Source organism: Alsobacter soli (assembly GCF_003004785.1).
In the GTDB taxonomy this organism is placed as follows: Bacteria; Pseudomonadota; Alphaproteobacteria; order Rhizobiales; family Beijerinckiaceae; genus Alsobacter; species Alsobacter soli.
Window position 1 is genome coordinate 12698 of sequence record NZ_PVZS01000036.1, and the last position, 20325, is coordinate 33022.

Annotated in this window: 13 protein-coding genes and 2 pseudogenes; 6 read left to right on the plus strand and 9 right to left on the minus strand. The window is 67.2% G+C overall.

Annotated features, from left to right (window positions below; translation table 11 throughout):
- Positions 1 to 117: 117 nt before the first annotated feature.
- The 6 genes and pseudogenes from SLNSH_RS24725 to mutS all read right to left on the minus strand — a co-directional run.
- Positions 118 to 1281: a hypothetical protein gene (locus SLNSH_RS24725; protein WP_146140349.1), complete on the minus strand. Its 1164-nt coding sequence runs from the start codon at positions 1279 to 1281 to the stop codon at positions 118 to 120.
- 93 nt (positions 1282 to 1374) lie between these two features.
- Positions 1375 to 2019 (minus strand): annotated as a pseudogene (locus SLNSH_RS21860) (magnesium chelatase domain-containing protein); the annotation flags it as partial.
- A 215-nt stretch (positions 2020 to 2234) separates the two neighbouring features.
- The gene (locus tag SLNSH_RS21865) at positions 2235 to 4529 is read right to left on the minus strand and encodes an NADP-dependent malic enzyme (RefSeq protein WP_106339975.1); all 2295 of its coding nucleotides are present in this window, start codon (positions 4527 to 4529) and stop codon (positions 2235 to 2237) included.
- Positions 4530 to 4663: 134 nt separating this feature from the next.
- Positions 4664 to 5314 (minus strand): MAE_28990/MAE_18760 family HEPN-like nuclease, encoded by a 651-nt coding sequence (locus SLNSH_RS21870; RefSeq protein ID WP_106339977.1) that lies wholly within the window; start codon positions 5312 to 5314, stop codon positions 4664 to 4666.
- A complete protein-coding gene (locus SLNSH_RS21875) occupies positions 5311 to 6426 on the minus strand; it encodes a DUF262 domain-containing protein (protein WP_106339979.1) in 1116 nt (371 codons plus the stop codon). The genes SLNSH_RS21870 and SLNSH_RS21875 overlap by 4 nt, the downstream gene beginning before the upstream one ends.
- A gap of 764 nt (positions 6427 to 7190) precedes the next feature.
- Positions 7191 to 8699, minus strand: a pseudogene (gene mutS / locus SLNSH_RS21880) (DNA mismatch repair protein MutS); the annotation flags it as partial.
- 57 nt (positions 8700 to 8756) lie between these two features.
- Here mutS and SLNSH_RS21885 point away from each other — a divergent pair.
- The 4 genes from SLNSH_RS21885 to SLNSH_RS21900 all read left to right on the plus strand — a co-directional run bounded on the left by SLNSH_RS21885 (position 8757) and on the right by SLNSH_RS21900 (position 14235).
- Positions 8757 to 10304: an acetolactate synthase large subunit gene (locus SLNSH_RS21885; RefSeq protein WP_106340019.1), complete on the plus strand. Its 1548-nt coding sequence runs from the start codon at positions 8757 to 8759 to the stop codon at positions 10302 to 10304.
- A 194-nt stretch (positions 10305 to 10498) separates the two neighbouring features.
- The gene (locus tag SLNSH_RS21890; RefSeq protein WP_196240296.1) at positions 10499 to 11185 is read left to right on the plus strand and encodes a hypothetical protein; all 687 of its coding nucleotides are present in this window, start codon (positions 10499 to 10501) and stop codon (positions 11183 to 11185) included.
- 122 nt (positions 11186 to 11307) lie between these two features.
- Complete coding sequence (locus SLNSH_RS21895) at positions 11308 to 12342, plus strand: DUF2865 domain-containing protein (RefSeq protein WP_158266851.1); 1035 nt, start codon at positions 11308 to 11310, stop codon at positions 12340 to 12342.
- Positions 12343 to 12648: 306 nt separating this feature from the next.
- Positions 12649 to 14235, plus strand: coding sequence for a peptide chain release factor 3 (locus SLNSH_RS21900; RefSeq protein ID WP_196240297.1), 1587 nt, complete (start codon positions 12649 to 12651; stop codon positions 14233 to 14235).
- Here the strand turns inward: SLNSH_RS21900 and SLNSH_RS21905 are convergent.
- Together SLNSH_RS21905 and uvrB are read right to left on the minus strand one after the other, a co-directional pair.
- Entirely contained in the window at positions 14211 to 14441 is a 231-nt protein-coding gene (locus SLNSH_RS21905) for a hypothetical protein (protein WP_106339987.1), read from the minus strand. The genes SLNSH_RS21900 and SLNSH_RS21905 overlap by 25 nt on opposite strands.
- Positions 14442 to 14682: 241 nt before the next feature.
- Positions 14683 to 17499 carry an excinuclease ABC subunit UvrB gene (gene uvrB, locus SLNSH_RS21910; RefSeq protein WP_245422452.1) on the minus strand — a complete coding sequence of 939 codons (2817 nt, stop codon included), beginning with the start codon at positions 17497 to 17499 and terminating at the stop codon, positions 14683 to 14685.
- 203 nt (positions 17500 to 17702) lie between these two features.
- Between uvrB and SLNSH_RS21915 the strand changes: the two genes are divergently transcribed.
- Positions 17703 to 18191: a DUF992 domain-containing protein gene (locus SLNSH_RS21915; protein WP_196240298.1), complete on the plus strand. Its 489-nt coding sequence runs from the start codon at positions 17703 to 17705 to the stop codon at positions 18189 to 18191.
- An 81-nt stretch (positions 18192 to 18272) separates the two neighbouring features.
- Here SLNSH_RS21915 and SLNSH_RS21920 read toward each other — a convergent pair whose 3' ends face one another.
- Complete coding sequence (locus SLNSH_RS21920) at positions 18273 to 18965, minus strand: outer membrane protein (protein WP_158266852.1); 693 nt, start codon at positions 18963 to 18965, stop codon at positions 18273 to 18275.
- A 256-nt stretch (positions 18966 to 19221) separates the two neighbouring features.
- Between SLNSH_RS21920 and SLNSH_RS21925 the strand changes: the two genes are divergently transcribed.
- Positions 19222 to 20268, plus strand: a complete 1047-nt coding sequence (locus SLNSH_RS21925) for an ABC transporter substrate-binding protein (protein ID WP_106339993.1) — start codon at positions 19222 to 19224, stop codon at positions 20266 to 20268.
- The last annotated feature ends 57 nt before the right edge of the window (positions 20269 to 20325 follow it).

The following is a 20325-nucleotide window of genomic DNA, read 5'->3' on the forward strand; positions in this document are numbered from 1 at the left end:
AAGGAAAAACCAAAACCTTCCTTACGATCCAATAACGTGGCCTACGGCCACTCGCCGCCTGCGGCGGCGACTTACCAGGCGGTCAGGGCCGACAATGGGCCACCAAGGCGGTCCTGGTCAGAAATCCTTCTTGGGTCCAGCGGTGGCCGGAGTCAGTTTCGCCAATGCTTTCCTTATGCCCTGCACGGCGTCCAGGCACTTGGCCTTCAGTTCGTCGAACTTGCTGCGCGGGTCTTGAAGAGCCAATCGGAAGCTTTCAAGGCGCTCTGTGCCCGTGCTGCCTGTGAAGGTTTCGAGATGCTGATCTCGCGCCACCTTGAGGGCAGCTGACAGCAGCACGTTCCCCTCCGCGGCCTTGATCAGGTCGGCATCGAAATAGACATAGAGCCTGGGCGCTCCAAAGTCGGCGGCCACCTCGTTCCAGATGGCGTTCGGATCGCCTTCCAGCTTGCTCTTCAAAGCGGTTTCGATCTGCTTCACCGCGGCCCTGGTCTCGGACAGGTCGGGCTCGCTCACGAATTGGTACGCCAGCGACTTGCGAACCTCGTAGCATGCCTGGGCCGTAACGTATTGCAGGTAAGCTGTCCGCAGCACGACCACCGGCTCGTCCTGGCGCGCCTTGAATGTCGCGGCGGCGTCTTTGCGGGCCTGATCAGCATCCGCATGAGTCGGCGCAGCTTGGCCGGTCGCCACTCTCCCGTCGCCAGCCTCCCGCGAAATGGACTCTTGTCTTTGGCCGCCCCCGGGCCCCTGTTGCGCTGCCCAGATTTGCCGTGCTTCTGGCATGGCGACAATACGATCTCTCGCGAACTCGGGCGTCGTCAGATCCGGTGCGCTGGGCTGCTCGTAGCGAGGCTGCTTTGTCCCTTGCGCCTCTGCAGCTTTAGGCTTTGGTCCAGGAGCGATCAGCTGCTCGTACACGGGGCGATACTGCGGAAAACATCGGGTCAGCGCGTCAAGGCCAAAGGCCAACACTGCATCCGTCGCTCGCGCCTGCCGCTCCTCAGCTCGCCCCTGAGCCAGGAAACTGCGGACGTAAGAGGTCGTGAGCGCCTTGGCGATCCGCCCAGACAGGACATCCACGTTCCGGGCGACGTCGTAGGGCAGGCCAGGTTGCTGGCGTCGGGCGGCGAAGACGCGTTCGACGTGCTCCGTCACGATCCGCTGCACGGCGGGCAGGCCATACAGGGGCGAGCACTCCTGGGCGGCAGCTGCTGAATTTTGAACGGTAGATGCTGCAGCCAATGCCGCGCCGGTGAGCAGGACAGACTTGAATGACACTCGCTTCTCCTCGCAGGGGGCGAGCGCCGGAGTCCATCACTTCTCGATATTGTGCCTAATTGATCATGCCACACAAGGTTCAACTGACTACATTATAAGGAGGTTGTGCCCCCCGGCCGCCGCGATCTCCAGCGCCCGCTTGGCGCTTTCCTGGCCCTTGATGTCGCGCAGGTCCGGGACCGGCCCGCCCGGCTGCTTCACCGCCGGCGCGGGCGGCGACAGCACCTGCGTGCCCCGGAAGTGGTTCGCCAGCTGGATCAGCGACCGCGGCGCCAGGATGGTCATGTCGCCCGACGCCCAGGCCGCCTCCGGGCCGCACTCGGAGGGGCAGATCAGCCCCATGTCGCGCTCGTTGGCCGCGATGGCGGCCGGCAGCACGCCCGACACCGGCGTGATCGCGCCGTCCAGCGCCAGCTCGCCCAGCACCGTGAACCCGTCCAGCGCGTCGGACGGGATCGCCCCGATGGCCGCCATCACGGCGAGCGCCACCGGCAGGTCGTAGTGGCTGCCCTCCTTGGGCAGGTCCGCGGGCGCGAGGTTCACGGTGATGCGCTTGGAGGGCAGCGCCAGGCCGGACGCCACCAGGGCCGAGCGCACCCGCTCGCGGCTCTCGCCCACGGCCTTGTCGGGCAGGCCCACGATGGTGAACACCACGTTGCCCGGCATGATCTGCACCTGCACGTCGACCGGCCGGGCCTCGATGCCCTCGAACGCGACGGTGGCGACGCGGGTCACCATGGCAGGGCGCCCCGGGCCGGGGCGGCGAATGGAGACGTCATGAAATGCCGCAAGGGAAAGGCCGCAGGAAAACGCCCCGACCCTAGCCGAAGCCCGTCCCGCGGCAACCGACCCCGGCGTGCATGCGGTTGCATCCGCCCTTCGGGGGCGGCCTCAAACGAAAAGCCCTCCCCGGGGGGCCGGGAAGGGCTCGCGATGCGGAGCGGCCGCCCGCCTCACCCGCCGACGTTGAACGCCGCCAGCGCCGCCATGTTGACGATGTCCGTGTCCTTGGCGCCCAGCGGCACGATCTGCACCGCCCGGTCGAGGCCCACCAGCAGCGGGCCGATCACCGTGGAGCCGCCCAGGGTCTGCATCATCTTGGTGCTGATGGAGGCGGAGTGGAAGGCCGGCATCACCAGCACGTTGGCGGCGTCCGACAGGCGGCAGAACGGGTATTGCGCCATCAGCTCCTTGTCGAGCGCCACGTCGGCCGCCATCTCGCCGTCATACTCGAAGTCGACCCGCCGCCCGTCCAGGATGCGCACCGCCTCCTGCACGCGCGCCGAGCGCTCGCCCGGCGGATGCCCGAACGACGAGAAGGCCAGCAGCGCCACCCGCGGCTCGTAGCCGAGCCGCCGCGCCACGCCGGCCGCCTCCACCGCGATCTCGGCCAGGTCCTTGGCGTCCGGCATCTCCGTGATGGCGGTGTCCGCCACCAGCACGGTGCGGCCGCGCGCCAGCACCAGCGACACGCCGATCACCCGGTGCCCGGGCTTGGGGTCGATCACGTGCCGCACGTCGTCCAGCGCCACGGAGAAGTTGCGGGTCACGCCCGTCACCATGGCGTCCGCGTCCCCCAGCGCCACCATGGCGGCGGCGAAGTGGTTGCGGTCCTGGTTGATCATCCGCTGGCAGTCGCGGAACAGGTAGCCCTTCCGCTGCAGCCGGTCATACAGGTAGGACGCGTAGGCCGCGTTGCGTTGCGACAGCCTGGCGTTGTGGATCTCGATCCCCTCGCGGTTGTCCAGCGCCATGCCGAGCCCCGCCGCCGTCTCGCGGATGCGCTCCTCGCGCCCCACCAGGATGGCCGTGCCGAGCCCCTGGCCGACGAAGCTCACGGCGGCGCGGATCACCTGCTCCTCCTCGCCCTCGGCGAAGACCACGCGCTTCGGGTAGCGCCGCACGCGCTCCACCGTGCGCTGCAGGGCGCCGGCCACGGGGTCGCGCCGGGCCGAGAGCTGCGCCTTGTAGGCGCCCATGTCCACGATGGGCCGCTGCGCCACGCCCGTGTCCATGGCCGCCTGCGCCACCGCGGGCGGCACCGTGGAGATGAGCCGCGGGTCGAACGGCGCCGGGATGATGTAGTCGCGCCCGAAGCGCGGCCGCGCCCCCTGGTAGGCGGCGGCCACCTCGTCCGGCACGTCCTCCTGGGCGAGCTTCGCCAGCGCCTTCGCGGCGGCGATCTTCATCTCCATGTTGATGCTCTTCGCCCGCACGTCCAGCGCGCCGCGGAAGATGTAGGGGAAGCCCAGCACGTTGTTGATCTGGTTCGGGTAGTCCGACCGGCCGGTGGCCATGATCACGTCGTCGCGCACCGCATAGGCGTCCTCGGGCGTGATCTCCGGGTCCGGGTTCGCCATGGCGAAGATGATGGGGTTGGCCGCCATGGCCTTCACCATCTCGCGCGTCACCGCGCCTTTCACGGAAAGCCCGAAGAACACATCCGCCCCGGCGATGGCCTCTTCAAGCGTGCGCGCCGGCGTGTCCGTGGCGTGGGCCGACTTCCACTGGTTCATGCCCTCGGTGCGGCCCTTGAACACCACGCCCTTGGTGTCGCACAGGATGACGTTCTCGTCCCGGAAGCCGAGCGCCTTGAGGATCTCCAGGGACGCGATGCCGGCCGCCCCGGCGCCGTTGCACACGAGCTTCGTCCTGCTGATGTCGCGCCCGGTCAGCTCCAGCGCGTTGAGGATGCCCGCCGCCGCGATGATGGCGGTGCCGTGCTGGTCGTCGTGGAAGACCGGGATCTCCATCAGCTCTCGCAGGCGCGCCTCGATGATGAAGCACTCGGGGGCCTTGATGTCCTCCAGATTGATGCCCCCGAAGGTGGGGCCGAGGAAGCGCACCGCGTTGATGAACTCCTCCGGGTCCTCCGTGCCGACCTCCAGGTCGAAGGCGTCCACGTCGGCGAAGCGCTTGAACAGCACCGCCTTGCCTTCCATCACGGGCTTGGACGCCTGCGCCCCGCGGTTGCCGAGCCCCAGGATGGCCGTGCCGTTGGAGATCACCCCGACGAGGTTGCCCTTCACGGTGAGGTCGTAGGCCTTGGACGGATCCTCCGCGATCGCCAGCACCGGCACGGCGACGCCGGGCGAATAGGCGAGCGACAGGTCCCGCTGGGTGGTCATCGGCTTGGTCGCCACCACCTCCAGCTTCCCGGGCCGCCCCCGCGAATGGAACGTCAGCGCCTCCTGGTCCGTGAAGGTGGGCCGCGTGCGTTTCCTCAGGTTGTTGTCGTTGCTTGTCATGGCCCCGGTCCGGTCGGAAGGAGGTAGGGCGCCAACTTACGAACCGGTGCGACGGGACTCAAGCGGGACGGGCGTGAGACGTTGGGCGGGGGTCGGTGGGGGCCGGGGGGCAATGGCAGTCCGATCGCGGCTCGCTACGCGCGCAGCTTATAAGTCTGTTGGACGACATGATTTTCTAGTGCATCGCTGAACATTCGCATCAGGGCGATGGTGTTTGAGGCAAGCTCATCTAGATCAGCTATGGATACAAACACCTCTTCGCCATGCGCAACCTCATTTCTTCGCTTCAGAAGAAATATGTCGATGAAAGAGGTTCTCTCGACAAACCCAATGAATTCAATTCCGACCACAAGGCAAATTTCTTGAAGAACTTCCGAATTTAAATTTGATTTAGTGTTGATTAAATCATCGTTTACTTTGCTGAACCGTTTTTCTGAAGCGTTTAATATTTCGTCTAATAAGACACACCGATCTTCCACGTTAATCTTAGAACTAGAAATTGCGCCCAAGCGAGGTAGAAAATAATTCTTGAGAAACTGCCTATCCAATGCCTTGTACTGAAATTTTCGTAGCGCCACATGTTCCATGTACTTTCGCGCCGCCAATTTTACGTGGCCCTCCCAGTGCGCGTAGCAAATAGCTACTAGCGCCCGCAACAAAACTCGCTGCAGCCCCGTGTCAGCTCTTTTGGCTGCTACTTTTAGATCTGATATCTCGCGAATTCTCCAATTTCTATCTTCAGTTACCTGCCTTATGAAATCTGCGTCTGTAAAGGGTTTACTCATGGGCGGAACCAAGCTTCCCCAAACTTCACCGTACGCTGAATGCGTACCGTGCCTCGAAGCCCTGGCGAAGTAAAATTCGCAGCCTGAGGTTGAACCCAGAATTCTCTCATTTTTTCGGCAACGAAATCTCGGGCATCTTGGAACCCTAATGCCTCGATCGCGCCAAGATTCTTCGCAACTCCGACGGCAATGCCCTCTAACCCAACTAGGCCTACCTTGCCGATATAGTTTCCATTTTGAAAACGACGCAAGGCATTGCCTCCGGCTACCTCGTGCAGCAAGCTGAATGTAGACTTTACCAGGCGAACGTCTTCGTCATTTGAACCTTCTTTTGCAAGGCTTACGATACCCTCGTCGATGTACTCTTCTACATCGAGTAGGCCGTCGTATGGAACCTTTGCATGAACAAGGAACCGAACGGCCATCTCGACGTGACGCTGCCGTTCTTCCTGCTCTTCGGAGATGCTCAACATCGCCTTGAAGTGCGGGTCATCAGCAGCCGATCTAATCGCCCTATAATAGCTGGCATTCACCATCAATATAATGCAATTTCTTAGCTCTTGTGCATTCGCCTGCGTTCCTCCGGCATTCAACCTTTGGAACAGATCGTATTTAGTCCGCTCGTCACTTGGTCTCTTAAGAATTTCGACACCGAGCCGACCCCGCCTGATTGCAAGTTGCTGAGTCTTGTCCAAAGGCACTTGCTCGTCCAACTCGATCCCTGTGATATTCTCTGATCTCTCCCAGACTACATTATGCAAAGAAGGGAGGTACTTCGTTGCCTCTAAAATGGACGGAACTTTGAAAGTCCCGTCAGGTTCGCGCAACTTTCCCATGAACTCTAGGACCGTTGAAAGTCGTTGAAGCCCATCTACGAGTTCCCACGTGCCGTCCTCCTTTTCAAAAACGAAAATTGACGGCAGGGGTATGCCAAGAAGTAACGATTCAATCAGTTTTGATTTCTGAGATATGTCCCAACGGAACAGACGCTGGAATTCCGGGTCGATTGCTATCTCTTGATTTTCGTACATGCTCACGATTTCGCCAATCGACATCTGATAGGCGTCTGTGCGCACGAGCCTTTGGGCGCTCTCGATTTCGTTAGCCAACATCGTCGCTTCTCACGTCCTGTTCAGCCATTTATTCCGTAACAAGTTACGGCGCACTTTAGACACGAGTCCAGACTAGGGGCAGCATCGCAGACGGAATCCTCATTTCTGAAACGTCACGCTCCACGCTCGGCATCACCCCACCCCGGCCCTGCGGGCCGACCCTCCCCCACAAGGGGAGGGTGGGAGCGCGCCTCATGGGGCGGCGTGGCGTCCCGTGCGTGCCCCAGCGCCGCAGGCGCCACCCTCCCCTCGGAGGGGGAGGAACCTGCCCTCGGGCTTGACCCGAGGGTCGACGGGCGAAGCCCGGCGGGGTGGGGTGACCGGCGCCCGGCGAGGGCGGGTTCGGCTTGCGGGAGGCTTGGAAGCTCGCGCTACAGGCCCGGCGTTCACCCCACCCCGGCCCTACGGGCCGACCCTCCCCCTCAAGGGGAGGGTGGGCGGCGCGCCTGCCTCCCGCGATCCGAGAGGCCGTCGCGCATAGCCAAGCACGCGCACGCCAAGCGCCGAAGGCGCACCCTCCCCTCCGAGGGGGAGGGTCGACGGGCGCAGCCCGGCGGGGTGGGGTGGCGCCGCGCCCGGCGAGGGCGCGGCTGACGGGGGACTCCCGGCCTGGCGCTCCAGGCCCGGCGTTCACCCCACCCCGGCCCTGCGGGCCGACCCTCCCCCTCAAGGGGAGGGTGGGCGCCGCGAACGCCTTTTGCGGTCCGAGCGCCCGTCGTGCTCCGTCCCGCTCTCCCGCCAAGGCGGGGGCGGCGAGCGCGGCCTCACTCGGCCCGGGCGGCCTTGAGGCGGTAGAGGGCGTCGAGCGCTTCGCGGGGGGTAAGTTCGTCCGGGTCGATGGCGTCGAGGGCCTCGCGCAGCGGGTCGGGGCCGGGGGCAGGGGCCGGGGCCGACGCCGGCGCTTCGGCGAGGCCGCCGGACGGGCGGGCGGCGGCGAAGAGGGGGAGGTCGTCCACCATGCGCTCCACCGGGGCCTGGCGCTCGGAGGCCTCGAGCTCGTCCAGGATCACCTTGGCGCGGTCCACCACGGCCCGCGGCAGGCCGGCGAGCTTGGCGACCTGGATGCCGTAGCTCCGGTCCGCCGCGCCGGGCGCGACCTCGTGGAGGAACACCACGTCGCCCTGCCACTCCGTCACCCGCACGGTGAGGTTGAGCAGGCGCGGCAGCCGGCGGGCCAGCGCGGTCAGCTCGTGGAAGTGCGTGGCGAACAGCGAGCGGCAGCGGTTCGCCTCATGCAGGTGCTCGATGGTCGCCCACGCGATGGAGAGGCCGTCGAAGGTGGCGGTGCCGCGGCCGATCTCGTCCAGGATCACCAGCGAGCGCGGGGTCGCCTGGTTGAGGATGGCGGCGGCCTCGATCATCTCCACCATGAAGGTGGAGCGGCCGCGGGCGAGGTCGTCGGCCGCGCCGACGCGGGAGAACAGCCGGTCCACCACGCCGATATGGGCGCGGGCGGCGGGCACGAAGGCGCCCATCTGGGCGAGCACCGCGATCAGCGCGTTCTGGCGCAGGTAGGTCGACTTGCCGGCCATGTTGGGGCCGGTGATCAGCGCGATGCGGCCCCCGAGCCCGCCGGGCGGGGCGGAGAGGTCGGCGTCGTTGGCCACGAAGGGGTGGCCGTCGCGCTTCAGCGCCGCCTCCACCACGGGGTGGCGCCCGCGCTCCACCGTGAAGGCGAGGCTGTCGTCCACCAGGGGGCGCACCCAGCCGCCGCTGTCGGCCACCTCCGCCAGGGCGGTGGCGACGTCCACCTGGGCGATCGCGTCCGCGGCGGCCTTCACCACGGGGGCGGCCGCCACCGCCTCGCGGGCGAGGCGCTCGAAATGGCCAAGCTCGACCGCGAGCGCCCGCTCGCCCGCGGAGGCGATGCGGCTCTCCAGGTCCGACAGCTCGGCCGTGGAGAAGCGCATGGCGCCCTGCATGGTCTGGCGGTGGACGTAGCGCTCGTTCAGCGGCGGCTTCAGCATGGCCTCGCCGGCCGCCTGGGGGACCTCCACGAAATAGCCCAGGAAATTGTTATGCTTCACCCGGAGCGTGCGGGTTCCGGTCTCCTCCGCGTAGCGCGCCTGCAGGCCCGCGATGACGCGCCGGCTCTCGTCGCGCAGCGCGCGCGCGTCGTCGAGCGCGCCGTCGTAGCCCGCGCGCACGAAGCCGCCGTCGCGCTTGCTCAGGGGCAGGTCCGCGTCCAGGCAGGCGGCGAGCGCGCGCTCGAGCGCGTCGTCCAGGCCCGCGAGCGTGGCGGCCGCGGCCGCGAGCTCGCCCGGGAGCAGGGGCGNAAAGTCAATGGCGACGAGACCCGCATCACTTCTCCAACCCCACGAGACTTCCTCATGAACGGCGCCGACAGGCTGTGCGACGTGTTGCTCGCCAATGACGTGGACGTGTGCTTCGCCAATCCGGGCACGTCCGAGATGCACTTCGTGGCGGCGCTCGACCGCAAGCCGCGCATGCGCTGCGTGCTGGGCCTCTTCGAAGGCGTCGTGACCGGCGCGGCCGACGGCTATGGCCGCATGGCCGACAAGCCCGCCGCCACCCTGCTGCATCTCGGCCCCGGCCTCGCCAATGGGTTGGCCAACCTGCACAACGCCCGGCGCGCCCGCACCCCGATCATCAACGTGGTAGGCGACCACGCGACCTACCACCTGGCCAACGACGCTCCGCTCACCAGCGACATCGCCAGCCTGGCGAAGCCCATGTCCCACTGGTACGCCGAAACGAAGAGGCCCGAGGACATCGCGCCCACCACCGCCCAGGCCTACGTCGCCGCCATGACCATGCCGGGAGTGGCCGTGATGACGCTGCCCGGCGACGCGGCCTGGGGCGACCTCGCGCCCGCTCCCGTCGAGCGCACGCCATTGCCCGCCCTTCCGCATGTCGACGCGGATGCGATCCGCCAGACTGTGGAGGCCCTGCGCTCCGGCAAGCGCGTCGCCATGCTGATGACCGGCAAGGCCCTGCGCACGGAGGGCCTCATGATCGCGGGTCGTATCGCCGCCCGCACCGGCATGCGCCTGCTTACCCCCCAATCCATCAATCGCATCGAGCATGGCGTCGGCCGCGTGCCGGTCGACAAGGTGCCCTACCCGGTGGACGAGGGCGTCCGTCACCTGGGCGACATCGATGTTCTCGTGCTGCTCGGCACGCAGATCCCGGTCGCCTTCTTCGCTTATCCGGGCAAGCCCGGCCGCCTGATCCGCGACAATTGCCAGGTGCTGACCCTGGCGAAGCCGGGCGATGATCTCGTTCAAGCCCTCGCCTGGATCGCCGACGAGGTTGGCGCCAAGGAGCCGCCGCGCCTCGTCCAGCCCGGCGGCCTGACGGACGCCCTGCCCTCAGGAAAGCTCACGGCGGACTCCGTTGGCTATGCGGTGGCCAAGCTGCTGCCCGAGAACGCCATCGTCTGCGACGAGGCCGTGAGTTCCGGCCGCAAGTTCTTCGGCATCTCCGAGCATTCGGCCCCGCACGACTATCTGCAGATCACAGGAGGCTCCATCGGCATCGGGATTCCGATGGCCACCGGCGCCGCCGTGGCCTGCCCGGACCGCAAGGTCATCGGCCTCCAGGCGGACGGGAGCGGCATGTACACGGTGCAGGGCCTCTGGACGCAGGCCCGCGAGAACCTGGACGTGGTCACCGTCGTTTTCGCGAACCGCTCCTACGCCATCCTGCACGGCGAGATGCGCAATGTCGGCGTGAACACGTTCGGTCGCAACGCGGCGCGGATGCTCAACCTGGACGAGCCCTATCTGGACTGGGTCACCATGGCCAAGGGAATGGGCGTCGAAGGCGGCCGCGCCGAGACGATGGATGAGTTCGAGAAGCTCTTCCGTGGCGCGCTCTCGCGCAAGGGTCCCTTCCTCATCGAGGCGGTGATCTGAAACAACAAGCGGAGGCGGTTCTGATCTGAGCCCGCGCAACATCCTGCGCGGGCGAAATTGGTAACTTCAACGTTAACGGCGCGGATCGTCGCAGCCGGAACGGGCGCTGTCTCCAAGCGTTGGCTTGCCAAAGCTCGGTCTTCGCGCCGCTCATCGTCTCCAGTGCGCCCCGAAGGCCGTCACAGGAGGACGCCATGACCTTCTCGACGTTGAAGCGAAGCCTTTCCTTAAAGGCGTTGGCCGCCGCGGGCGCGCTCGCGGTTGGCCTTGGCGGCCTGTCGGCCACGAGCGCGACCGCCGCCCCCATCCCGGTTGCATCGGCCGCGACATTGGCCGGCGGAGGGCTGACGACGGAGGTGGCCTACCGGGGCCACCGGCACGTTTACCACCGGCATTACCACCACCATCGCTATGGCTACTATCGCCATGGCCATCGCCACTACTACCGGTACGGACATCGCCGCTACTACAACGGCGCAGGCGCCGCGGCCGCCCTGGGCGCCTTCGGCCTGATCGCCGGGGCCATCGCGGCGAACGCCGCCTACGACAACTACTATGACGATTATTATCCGTCTTACGGGTGGGGCTACGGCTACCCCGCCTACTACGGCTACGGCTATGGCTACCCCTACTACCGCTACGGTTATCGCCGTCACGCCTATTGGGGCGGCCGCCCGTGGGGCTGGGGCCACCGCTGGGGCGGCTGGGGTCATCGCTGGGGTGGCTGGGGCGGCCCGCGAGTCGCCCACTTCGGCGGTCGGCCCTTCGGGGGCATGCGGGTCGGCGGCTTCGGCGGCCATCCGCACTTCGGCGGCATGCGCGTTGGGCACTTCGGAGGCGGTCGCTTCGGCGGCGCGCACTTCGGCCACTTCCGCCGCTAAGCCGCTGACGGCGCATCCGTTCAGGGCTCGTCAACCCTGAACGGATTTCGCCGGGAGTTCCACGCGCGGACAGGAATATTTGTCAGGAACTTCACACCTTTCTGGTGGTTGGGATCGCCATGATGATGACCTGCCTCCGCCCGGTTCTCGGGAAGATCTTCGGCGCGTGTCTCGCCCTGACGGCCCTCGCCGGCTCGGCCTACGCGCAGTCCTGCGAAGCCCTCAAAGCCGAATACCGGAGCCTCGGCTCGGGGGGAGGCTCATCGGCGGCGCGGCAGGAAATCGCCCGCCTGTCCTACGCCTACCAGCAGATGGGCTGCGCCAATGGCGGCTTCCTGTTCTTCGGGCCGCCGCCGGCCTGCAGCGGCATCGTCGCGCGGATGCGCAGCCTGCAATCGCAACTGGCGGCGGGCGGCGGCGACGAGAACCGCGCCCGCAAGGCGCACCTTCGCGCGGCAATCGCCCAGGCCTGCGGCGAGAGCGAACGCGCCTCGAGCTCCGCATCTTCCGGAGGCTACACCCCGCGCGGTGGGCGCAAGCTCGTGTGCGTGCGCACCTGCGACGGCTTCTTCTTCCCCCTGGCGAACCGTCCCGAGGACGGCGACACGGAGGAGATGTGCCAGGCCCTGTGCCCGGGCGCCGAGACGGCCGTCTATCGCATGCAGGAGGGCGGCGCCATCCAGGAGGCCGTGTCCAACCGCGGCCAGTCCTACATGTCACTGCCCAACGCCCTGAAATATCGCACCGGCGTCAGCGACAGCTGCGCCTGCAAGAAAGCGGACCAGACCTGGTCCCAGGCCTTGGCCCGCGCCGAGTCCATGATCGCCCGCCGGGGCTCTGACATCGTGGTGGACGCTAAGCTGGCGGCCCAGATGTCCCAGGCCGTGAACGGCAAGTCCGGCCACAAGGGGCGCAAGGCTCCCGGCCGTGAGCCGGCGGAGGAGCCTGCCGATATCGTGGTGACGCCCGCCAAGGCCACGGCGACCAACGACGCCCCCGTGAACGGGTCCGACGCCCAGGCCCAGCGCAGTGTCCGGGTGATCGCGCCCGAGATGTTCGCCCCAGCCCGCATGAACACCGCGCCGGAGCAGCCGCAGGCCGCCACGTCGGCGACATCGCAACTGGAAACCGGCGCGGTCGCCCAGACGCAGCAATAGTCCGCACAGCCCCGTCTCAAACGAGAAAGGCCGCCCCTTGCAGGGCGGCCTTTCACATTGTCTGCCCGGTCCTGACGAGGACCCGGATGCGCCTCGTCAGGCGCAAAGCTCCGCGGCGGCGGAGATCCAGGTCGAGACCGTCAGGCGCGGCGTATGACAATGAGACACTGGATCACCTCCTTTCAATTGTTTCCGATAGCGACTATGTGGGGCCCCGAAGGCCTTTCGCAAGGGCGAAAGGACCTGACCCATTCTGTCGCAGGCTCCCGGACACGGCCGAGCCGCCTCAACATGATCGCAGGCCTCATGACCGACGCATCGCCCGTCGCCCGCCGGCGGACCTTCGCCATCATCTCGCACCCCGACGCGGGCAAGACCACGCTCACCGAGAAGCTGCTGCTCTTCGGGGGAGCGATCCAGCTCGCCGGCGAGGTGAAGGCCAAGAAGAATCGCGTCAGCGCCCGATCCGACTGGATGGGCATCGAGAAGGAGCGCGGCATCTCGGTGGTCACCTCGGTGATGACATTCGAGTACGACGACCGCGTGTTCAACCTGCTGGACACGCCCGGCCACGAGGACTTCTCGGAAGACACATACCGGACGCTGACCGCCGTCGACTCGGCCATCATGGTGATCGACGCCGCCAAGGGCATCGAGGCGCGCACCCGCAAGCTCTTCGAAGTCTGCCGCCTGCGCGACATCCCGATCGTCACCTTCGTCAACAAGCTCGACCGCGAGAGCCGCGATCCCTTCGACCTGCTGGACGAGATCGAGAAGACCCTCGCGCTCGACACCGCCCCGGTGAACTGGCCGATCGGCCGCGGCAAGAGCTTCGCGGGCACCTACGACCTGGCGAAGAACACCGTGCGCCGCCTCGACGCCGACGAGGAGGCGACGCCCGTGAACGGCCCGGACTCCCCGGCCGTGCTGGAGATGCTGCCCCCCGAGGAGCGCGACGCCTGGGCGGAGGAGATCCTGCTCGCCCGCGAGGCCTGCAAGCCCTTCGAGCTGCAGCCCTTCAGGGAGGGTCACCTCACGCCTGTCTATTTCGGCAGCGCCCTGCGCAACTTCGGCGTTCGCGACCTCATCGACGGGCTCGCCGCCTATGCGCCGCCGCCGCGCGGGCAGGACGCCGATCTGCGCCGCGTGGAGGCCGAGGAGCCGCGCATGACGGGCTTCGTGTTCAAGATCCAGGCGAACATGGACCCGAACCACCGCGACCGCATCGCCTTCATGCGCGTGTGCTCGGGCAAGCTGACCCGCGGCATGAAGGCCAAGCTGGTGCGCACCGGCAAGCCCATGAGCCTCAGCGCTCCGCAGTTCTTCTTCGCCCGCAACCGCGCCATCGCGGACGAGGCCTGGGCGGGCGACGTGGTCGGCATCCCCAACCACGGCACCCTGCGCATCGGCGACACCCTGACGGAGGGCGAGGACATCCTGTTCCGCGGCGTCCCGAGCTTCGCGCCCGAGATCCTGCGCCGCGTGAAGCTGCAGGACGCCATGAAGGCCAAGAAGCTGCGCGAGGCCCTGCAGCAGATGGCGGAGGAAGGGGTGGTGCAGCTCTTCCTGCCGCAGGACGGCTCCGGCGCCATCGTGGGCGTCGTCGGCGCCCTGCAGCTGGACGTGCTCAAGGAGCGTCTCCAGGCCGAGTACGGCCTGCCGATCGACTACGAGCCGACACGCTTCACAATCTGCCGGTGGATCACCTCCGACAGCCGCCAGGACCTCGAGGGCTTCATCAGCAAGAACCTGTCGTCGATCGCCGACGACCTCGATGGAGCCCCGGTCTTCATGGCCGCGAGCCCGTTCTCGCTCCGCTACGACGAGGAGCGGGCGCCGACGATCCGGTTCTCGGACATCAAGGACTATCAGGTTCGCGACAAGGCGGCCTGAGGCGCCCCGAGCATCTCGGTCCCGGCTTCGTACGGCCGGGGCTGGGCGGCCATCCTGGCGGCTAGCGCGGCCACCAGCGACGACAACGCCGCTCCGGCCACGATGAAGACGATGATCGCGAGCGTGAAGCCCGGCTTGGCGGCGTTGATCACGCCGATCAGCAGGCCTGTGACCGTGTACGCGGCGACGATGGCGGCTTGGATCATGGTGTTTCCCCCTGGCCTCTGTGGGCCGATCGTTTCCCTGGCCGGCCTCTTCGGGTCGGCGAAGCCGCAAGGCGGCAAGGCGCGGGGGAACGGGCGTTCTGTCGCCCAAATAGCGCGGCGGGGACGCGCTCCGTCTTGTGCGGAGGCGGAAGTGTCACGGATGGCGCGGGAGCGCGCCATCCGGGGATTTGCTTAGGCGCAAATGTCCCCCTCTCCCGCCTGGCGGGAGAGGAAAGGCGGGCTACCCCTTCTTCCCCCTGAACGCCCGTGTACCGGGCCGGCCCGCCTTGCTGCGAGCCGCCGCCTCGGCGCCGAGCGGCCGACCCGTGCCGCCGCCAAGGTTGTGCGGGCCCATCTCGTCCAGCGTGGGCTTGCGCGCCCGGGTGGGCGGCAGGTCGGTGGGCGTGTCGTCGTGGAACCGCGGGCCGTCCGCGAAGCGGTCGTCGCCCGCTGTCCCGGCTCCTCGCCCGCGCTTGCCGTCCGTAGGCGGCAGGTTGCCGGCGCGTCCGTACTTCTTGGGCCCGGCGTAGCCGCCCGTCTTCTCGTCCACTTCTGACTGCGTGGCCATCGGGTCCGCCGCCAGCACCAGCTCTGTGGCCTGCAGGCGCTTGATCTCGTCGCGCAGGCGCGCGGCGGTCTCGAACTCGAGGTTGGCGGCGGCCTCGCGCATGCGCTTCTCGAGGTCGGCCAGCGTGGCCTTCATGTTGTGGCCCACCAGCGCACCTTCCTTGGCAGGGCCGGCGTCCACGCGGACATGGTCGCGCTCATAGACGCTTTCCAGGATATCGCCGATGTTGCGCTTCACGCTTTCAGGCGTGATGCCGTTCTCCTCGTTCCAGCGCTGCTGCTTCTCGCGCCGGCGATTGGTCTCCGCGATGGCGCGCTCCATGGAGCCGGTGATCTGGTCGGCGTAGAGCACGACCTTTCCGTCCACATTGCGGGCCGCGCGGCCGATGGTCTGGATCAGCGACGTCTCCGAGCGGAGGAAGCCCTCCTTGTCGGCGTCCAGGATGGCGACGAGCCCGCACTCCGGGATGTCGAGGCCCTCGCGCAGCAGGTTGATGCCGACCAGCACGTCGAAGGCCCCAAGCCGCAGGTCGCGGATGATCTCGATGCGCTCGATGGTGTCGATGTCCGAGTGCATGTAGCGCACCCGCACACCATTCTCGTGCAGGTATTCCGTCAGGTCCTCCGCCATGCGCTTGGTGAGCACGGTCACCAGCGTGCGGTAGCCCTTGGCCGCGACCTCGCGCACTTCGCCCAGCAGGTCGTCCACTTGGGCGCGCGCGGGGCGGACGTCGATCTGCGGGTCGATGAGGCCCGTCGGGCGGATCACTTGCTCGACGAATACGCCGCCGGTGCGCTCCATCTCCCAGTTGCCGGGTGTGGCCGAGACATGGACGGTCTGCGGCCGCATCGCTTCCCACTCCTCGAACCGAAGCGGCCGGTTGTCCATGCAGGACGGCAGGCGGAAGCCGTATTCCGCCAGCGTCGCCTTGCGGCGGAAGTCGCCCCGGTACATGCCGCCGATCTGCGGCACGGTGACGTGGCTCTCGTCCGTGAAAACCAAGGCGTTGTCGGGCAGGTATTCGAACAGCGTCGGCGGCGGCTCGCCCGGCTTGCGGCCGGTGAGATAGCGCGAATAGTTCTCGATGCCGGCGCAGGATCCGGTGGCCTCCAGCATCTCGATGTCGAACAGCGTGCGCTGCTCCAGCCGTTGCGCCTCCAGCAGGCGGCCCATGCGGTAGAGCTCGTCGAGGCGGATCTTGAGCTCCTCCTTGATGCTCTTCACCGCCTGCTGCAGCGTCGGCTTGGGCGTCACGTAGTGCGAGTTCGCGTAGATCTTCACGAACTCCAGCTCGGCCGACTTCTGGCCCGTGAGCGGGTCGAATTCCTGGATGCTCTCCACTTCGTCGCCAAACAGGCTGATGCGCCAGGCGCGGTCCTCATAGTGGGCCGGGAAGATCTCCACCACGTCGCCCCGCACCCGGAAGGTGCCGCGCGAGAAGTCGCCCAGGCCGCGCTTGTATTGGAGAGCTGTTAGGTCCGCGAGAAGCTGGCGCTGGTCCAGCCGCTCGCCCACCTTGATGCCGAACGTCATGGCCGTGTAGGTCTCGACCGACCCAATGCCGTAGATGCACGACACGGACGCCACGATGATCACGTCGTCGCGTTCCAGCAAGGCGCGCGTGGCGGCGTGGCGCATGCGGTCGATCTGCTCGTTGATCGAGCTTTCTTTCTCAATGTAGGTATCGGTGCGCGGGACGTAGGCCTCCGGCTGATAGTAGTCGTAGTAGGAGACGAAGTACTCCACCGCGTTATTCGGGAAGAAGCTCTTGAACTCGCCATAGAGCTGCGCCGCCAGCGTCTTGTTGGGCGCGAGGATCAGCGCCGGCCGGTTGGTCCGGGCGATCACCTGCGCCATGGTGAAGGTCTTGCCCGACCCGGTGACGCCCAGCAGCACCTGGTCGCGTTCATGGCGCTGCACGCCCTCCACCAGCTCGGCGATGGCCGTGGGCTGGTCGCCTCGGGGCTCGAACTGCGACACGAGGTCGAACGAGATGCCGCCCTCGGACTTCTCCGGCCGCGGCGGCCGGTGCGGCGCCCAGGGCTTCTTCTCCCGCAGGTTCGGGTCGCCCAGCTCCAGCAGCTGCTTGAGAGAGTCCACCGTCGCGGTGGCGCCCGTCAGCCCGTTGCGGCGAACCTGGTCGTCGTCGTCCTCGTCGCGCAGCACGTTCCCCTGGCGCACGCGCTTGGGCGCGGCCTTCAGGATGTCCTCGCGGGAAAGACCCACGTCCCGCTTGCGGTTGCCCGGATGCAGCGGCTCGGGCTCCGACGCACGCGGAGAACCGGCCACCGGCAGGCCGAGCTTCTCGGCCAGCTTCGGGTCGACGTTCTCCACGTCCTCAGGGTCGTACCCCGCCTGCGGCGTCTCTGCGAAGCCGGAGCCCGGCCGCGCATCCCGCGCAAGGCCTGGATTGAGCAGCGCGGCGAGGTGTTCGTCGAGCGGCTTCAGTTCGGGCTTGGAGGCTTTCGAGCGCGGCGCCTTGGCGCTCATCGGCCGGTCGGGCCCGGCGCGACGGGCAGGAGTCTTCGGGGCTTTGGACATCCCGTGAACATGGGACGGAACACGGCCGTGGGCAAGCGTCCGCGGCGCAGGTCCCCGGCCGCCGGGCATCGCTCCTAGAGGGGCGGGAACGAACCTTCCGCCGCTTGTGCGGTTGTCAGCCCGTCCGCAGCCGCACCGAAAGGAAGACCCGAATGTCTATTCGCACCACCCTTCGCGCCGCAGCTCTGGCGACGGCAGGCCTCGTGGCCGGGACCCTTATGGCCGCTCCCCCGGCCGACGCAGCCGTGAAGGTCGGCGCCCTGCGTTGCAACGTGTCGGGCAGCCTCGGCCTGATCATCACCTCGGCCAAGACGATGGCCTGCACCTTCACGCCCAGCCGCGGCCCGCGAGAGACCTATGTGGGGACGATCCGCCGTTTCGGCCTCGACATCGGCGCGACAGAGCGCGGCGTGCTGGCCTGGGGCGTCTTCGCGCCCACGAGCGCGTGGCCCCGCGGCGCCCTGGCGGGCTCCTATGGGGGCGCCAGCGCCGAGGCGACGGCCGGCGCGGGGGTGAGCGCGAATGCGCTGATCGGCGGCAACAACAACACCATCAGCCTGCAGCCGATCTCGATCGGTGCCCAGGTCGGCGCGAACTTGGCCGTTGGAGTGTCGGCCCTCGAGTTGCGGCCTACCCGCTGAGGCTGACCTTCGGCCATCCGCACAAATAAAAACCCGGCCCTCGCGGGCCGGGTTCTCTCAGGCAGGGCTCGGATCGAGCGATCAGAACTTGTAGCTGACGCCGCCCGTAACGGTGCTGTAGTCGTACTTGGACTTCAAGACGCCGGCAGCCGCCGGGACATCCATCTTCTCGGAGCCGAAGTCCGTGTAGCGGTACTCGACCCGGGCCAGCAGGTTGTTGGTGAAGGCGTACTCGACGCCCGCGCCGACCGCGTAGCCGACGCGGGTGCCGGACTTGAACGCGTCCGCCGAGCCGTCCAGGTAGGAGGCCGTGAGCTTGTTCTCGGTGAAGGCGGCGCCGCCGGTCACGTAGAACAGCGTCCGGTTCATGGCGTAGCCGGCGCGCAGACGAGCCGAGGCGTCCCAGGTGGCCTCGTCCTTGAGGACGCCGTCCACGAACGACTTCTTCTTGGTCAGGCCGGCGTAGCCGACATCACCCTCGACGCCCACGACGAAGTTCTGGATCTGGTAGTTGTAGCCGGCATGGGCGCGGGCCACGAAGCCGCGCGGATGCAGCGTCGTCGTGCCGATGTCGGTGTAATCGGTCGCCGTGATCTTGTCGCGACCGAATCCGTAACCGGCGTCCGCGCCTACATAGAAGCCCGTCCAGGTGAAGAGGGGGGCGTACACGACGGGGGCGACCACCGGGGCCTTGCGGCTGGGGAGATCGGCCGCCTGCGCGACGATGGAGGACGCGAGCAGGGCGGCTGCGGTGGCGATGATCGTCTTGGTCACTTTGGTAGTCCTTAGAACGCTATGGGTAGGCGAAAGGTGAACGGAACCTTCACGTCGCGGGCGAAATGCCCCTGGAATTCTTGACGGGGGGTTAATCCGAACGGGCTAGCTCGATGGTTGGTAAATGCGGCTGAAGCTTGACGTTAACGTCTTGCGCCTGGCGAGAGGGAGCATCCCGGACAAGCGCGTGGCTTTGAGGCCACATTCCGCTTAGTGTCCGCGCGCGGCCGCGCAGAGGGCCGTGACGGAGGACCCCATGGCGCTGCCGCTACGCACCCGAATCCTGTCCGCCTTGGCGGCCGCCGCTGCGGCCCTGTGCCTGGCGCATCCCGCATCCGCCCAGGAAAAGGTGTCCGTCGGCGTCTTGCGGTTCGTCTCCTCCGGCGGGCTCTTCCTGGCGGTGGAGAAGGGCTACTTCAAGGCGGAGGGACTCGACGTCAATCTTACCTTCTTCGAGGCGGCCCAGCCGATCGCCCTGGCTGTCGTCTCCGGCGATGTCGATTTCGGCGTCACCGCATTCACGGCCGGCTTCTTCAACCTCGCCGGAAAGGGCGCCCTCAAGATCATCGCCGCCCAGGCCAAGGAGGCGAAGGGCTACGAGGGCAACCTCGTGCTGGCGTCCAAGGCGGCCGCCGAGAAGGGATTCACCGACATCGGGCAGTTCGCCGGCAAGTCGCTGGGCATCTCCCAGGTGGGGTCATCGTTCCACTACCAGATCGGCCAGCTCGCCCGCATCAAGGGCTTCGATCTCGCCAAGGTCGACCTGAAGCCGCTGCAGTCCCTGCCCAACATGATGGCGGCGCTGAAATCCGGACAGGTCGATTCCATCATCATCGCCCCGCACCTCGCAAAGGCCCTGATCGCCTCTGGCGACGCCAAGCTGCTGGGCCGCTACTCGGATTTCGACGAATACCAGTTCGGCGGCCTGTTCACGGCGTCGCGCACCGCAGCCAACAAGAAGGCCACGGTCGAGAAGTTCGTCCGCGCCTACCAGAAGGGCGCGGCCGACTACTACGCCGCCTTCCTCCAGAAGGACGCCTCCGGCGCGATCAAGACGACGCCGGACACGGACGCGGCCGCGGCGCTCATCGCCAAGTCGGTCTACCCGGGCGAGGCCGCCGCGACCGCCGTGCCCAAGGTGAAAGCCTCGGCCTTCTACGTCGACCCGCAGGCGCGGCTCGATGTCGCCGATCTCACCCGCCAGGTGGAGTGGTACAAGCAGCAGGGCCTCGTGGACGCCGCCATCGACCCCAAGGCCATGCTCGATCTCGGCTTCATCCAGGGCCATCAGAACGCGCAGTAAGATCCACACACACGCACGCCGTCATCCCCGGCCGGAGCCGCGCCGGCGGCGGAGGGG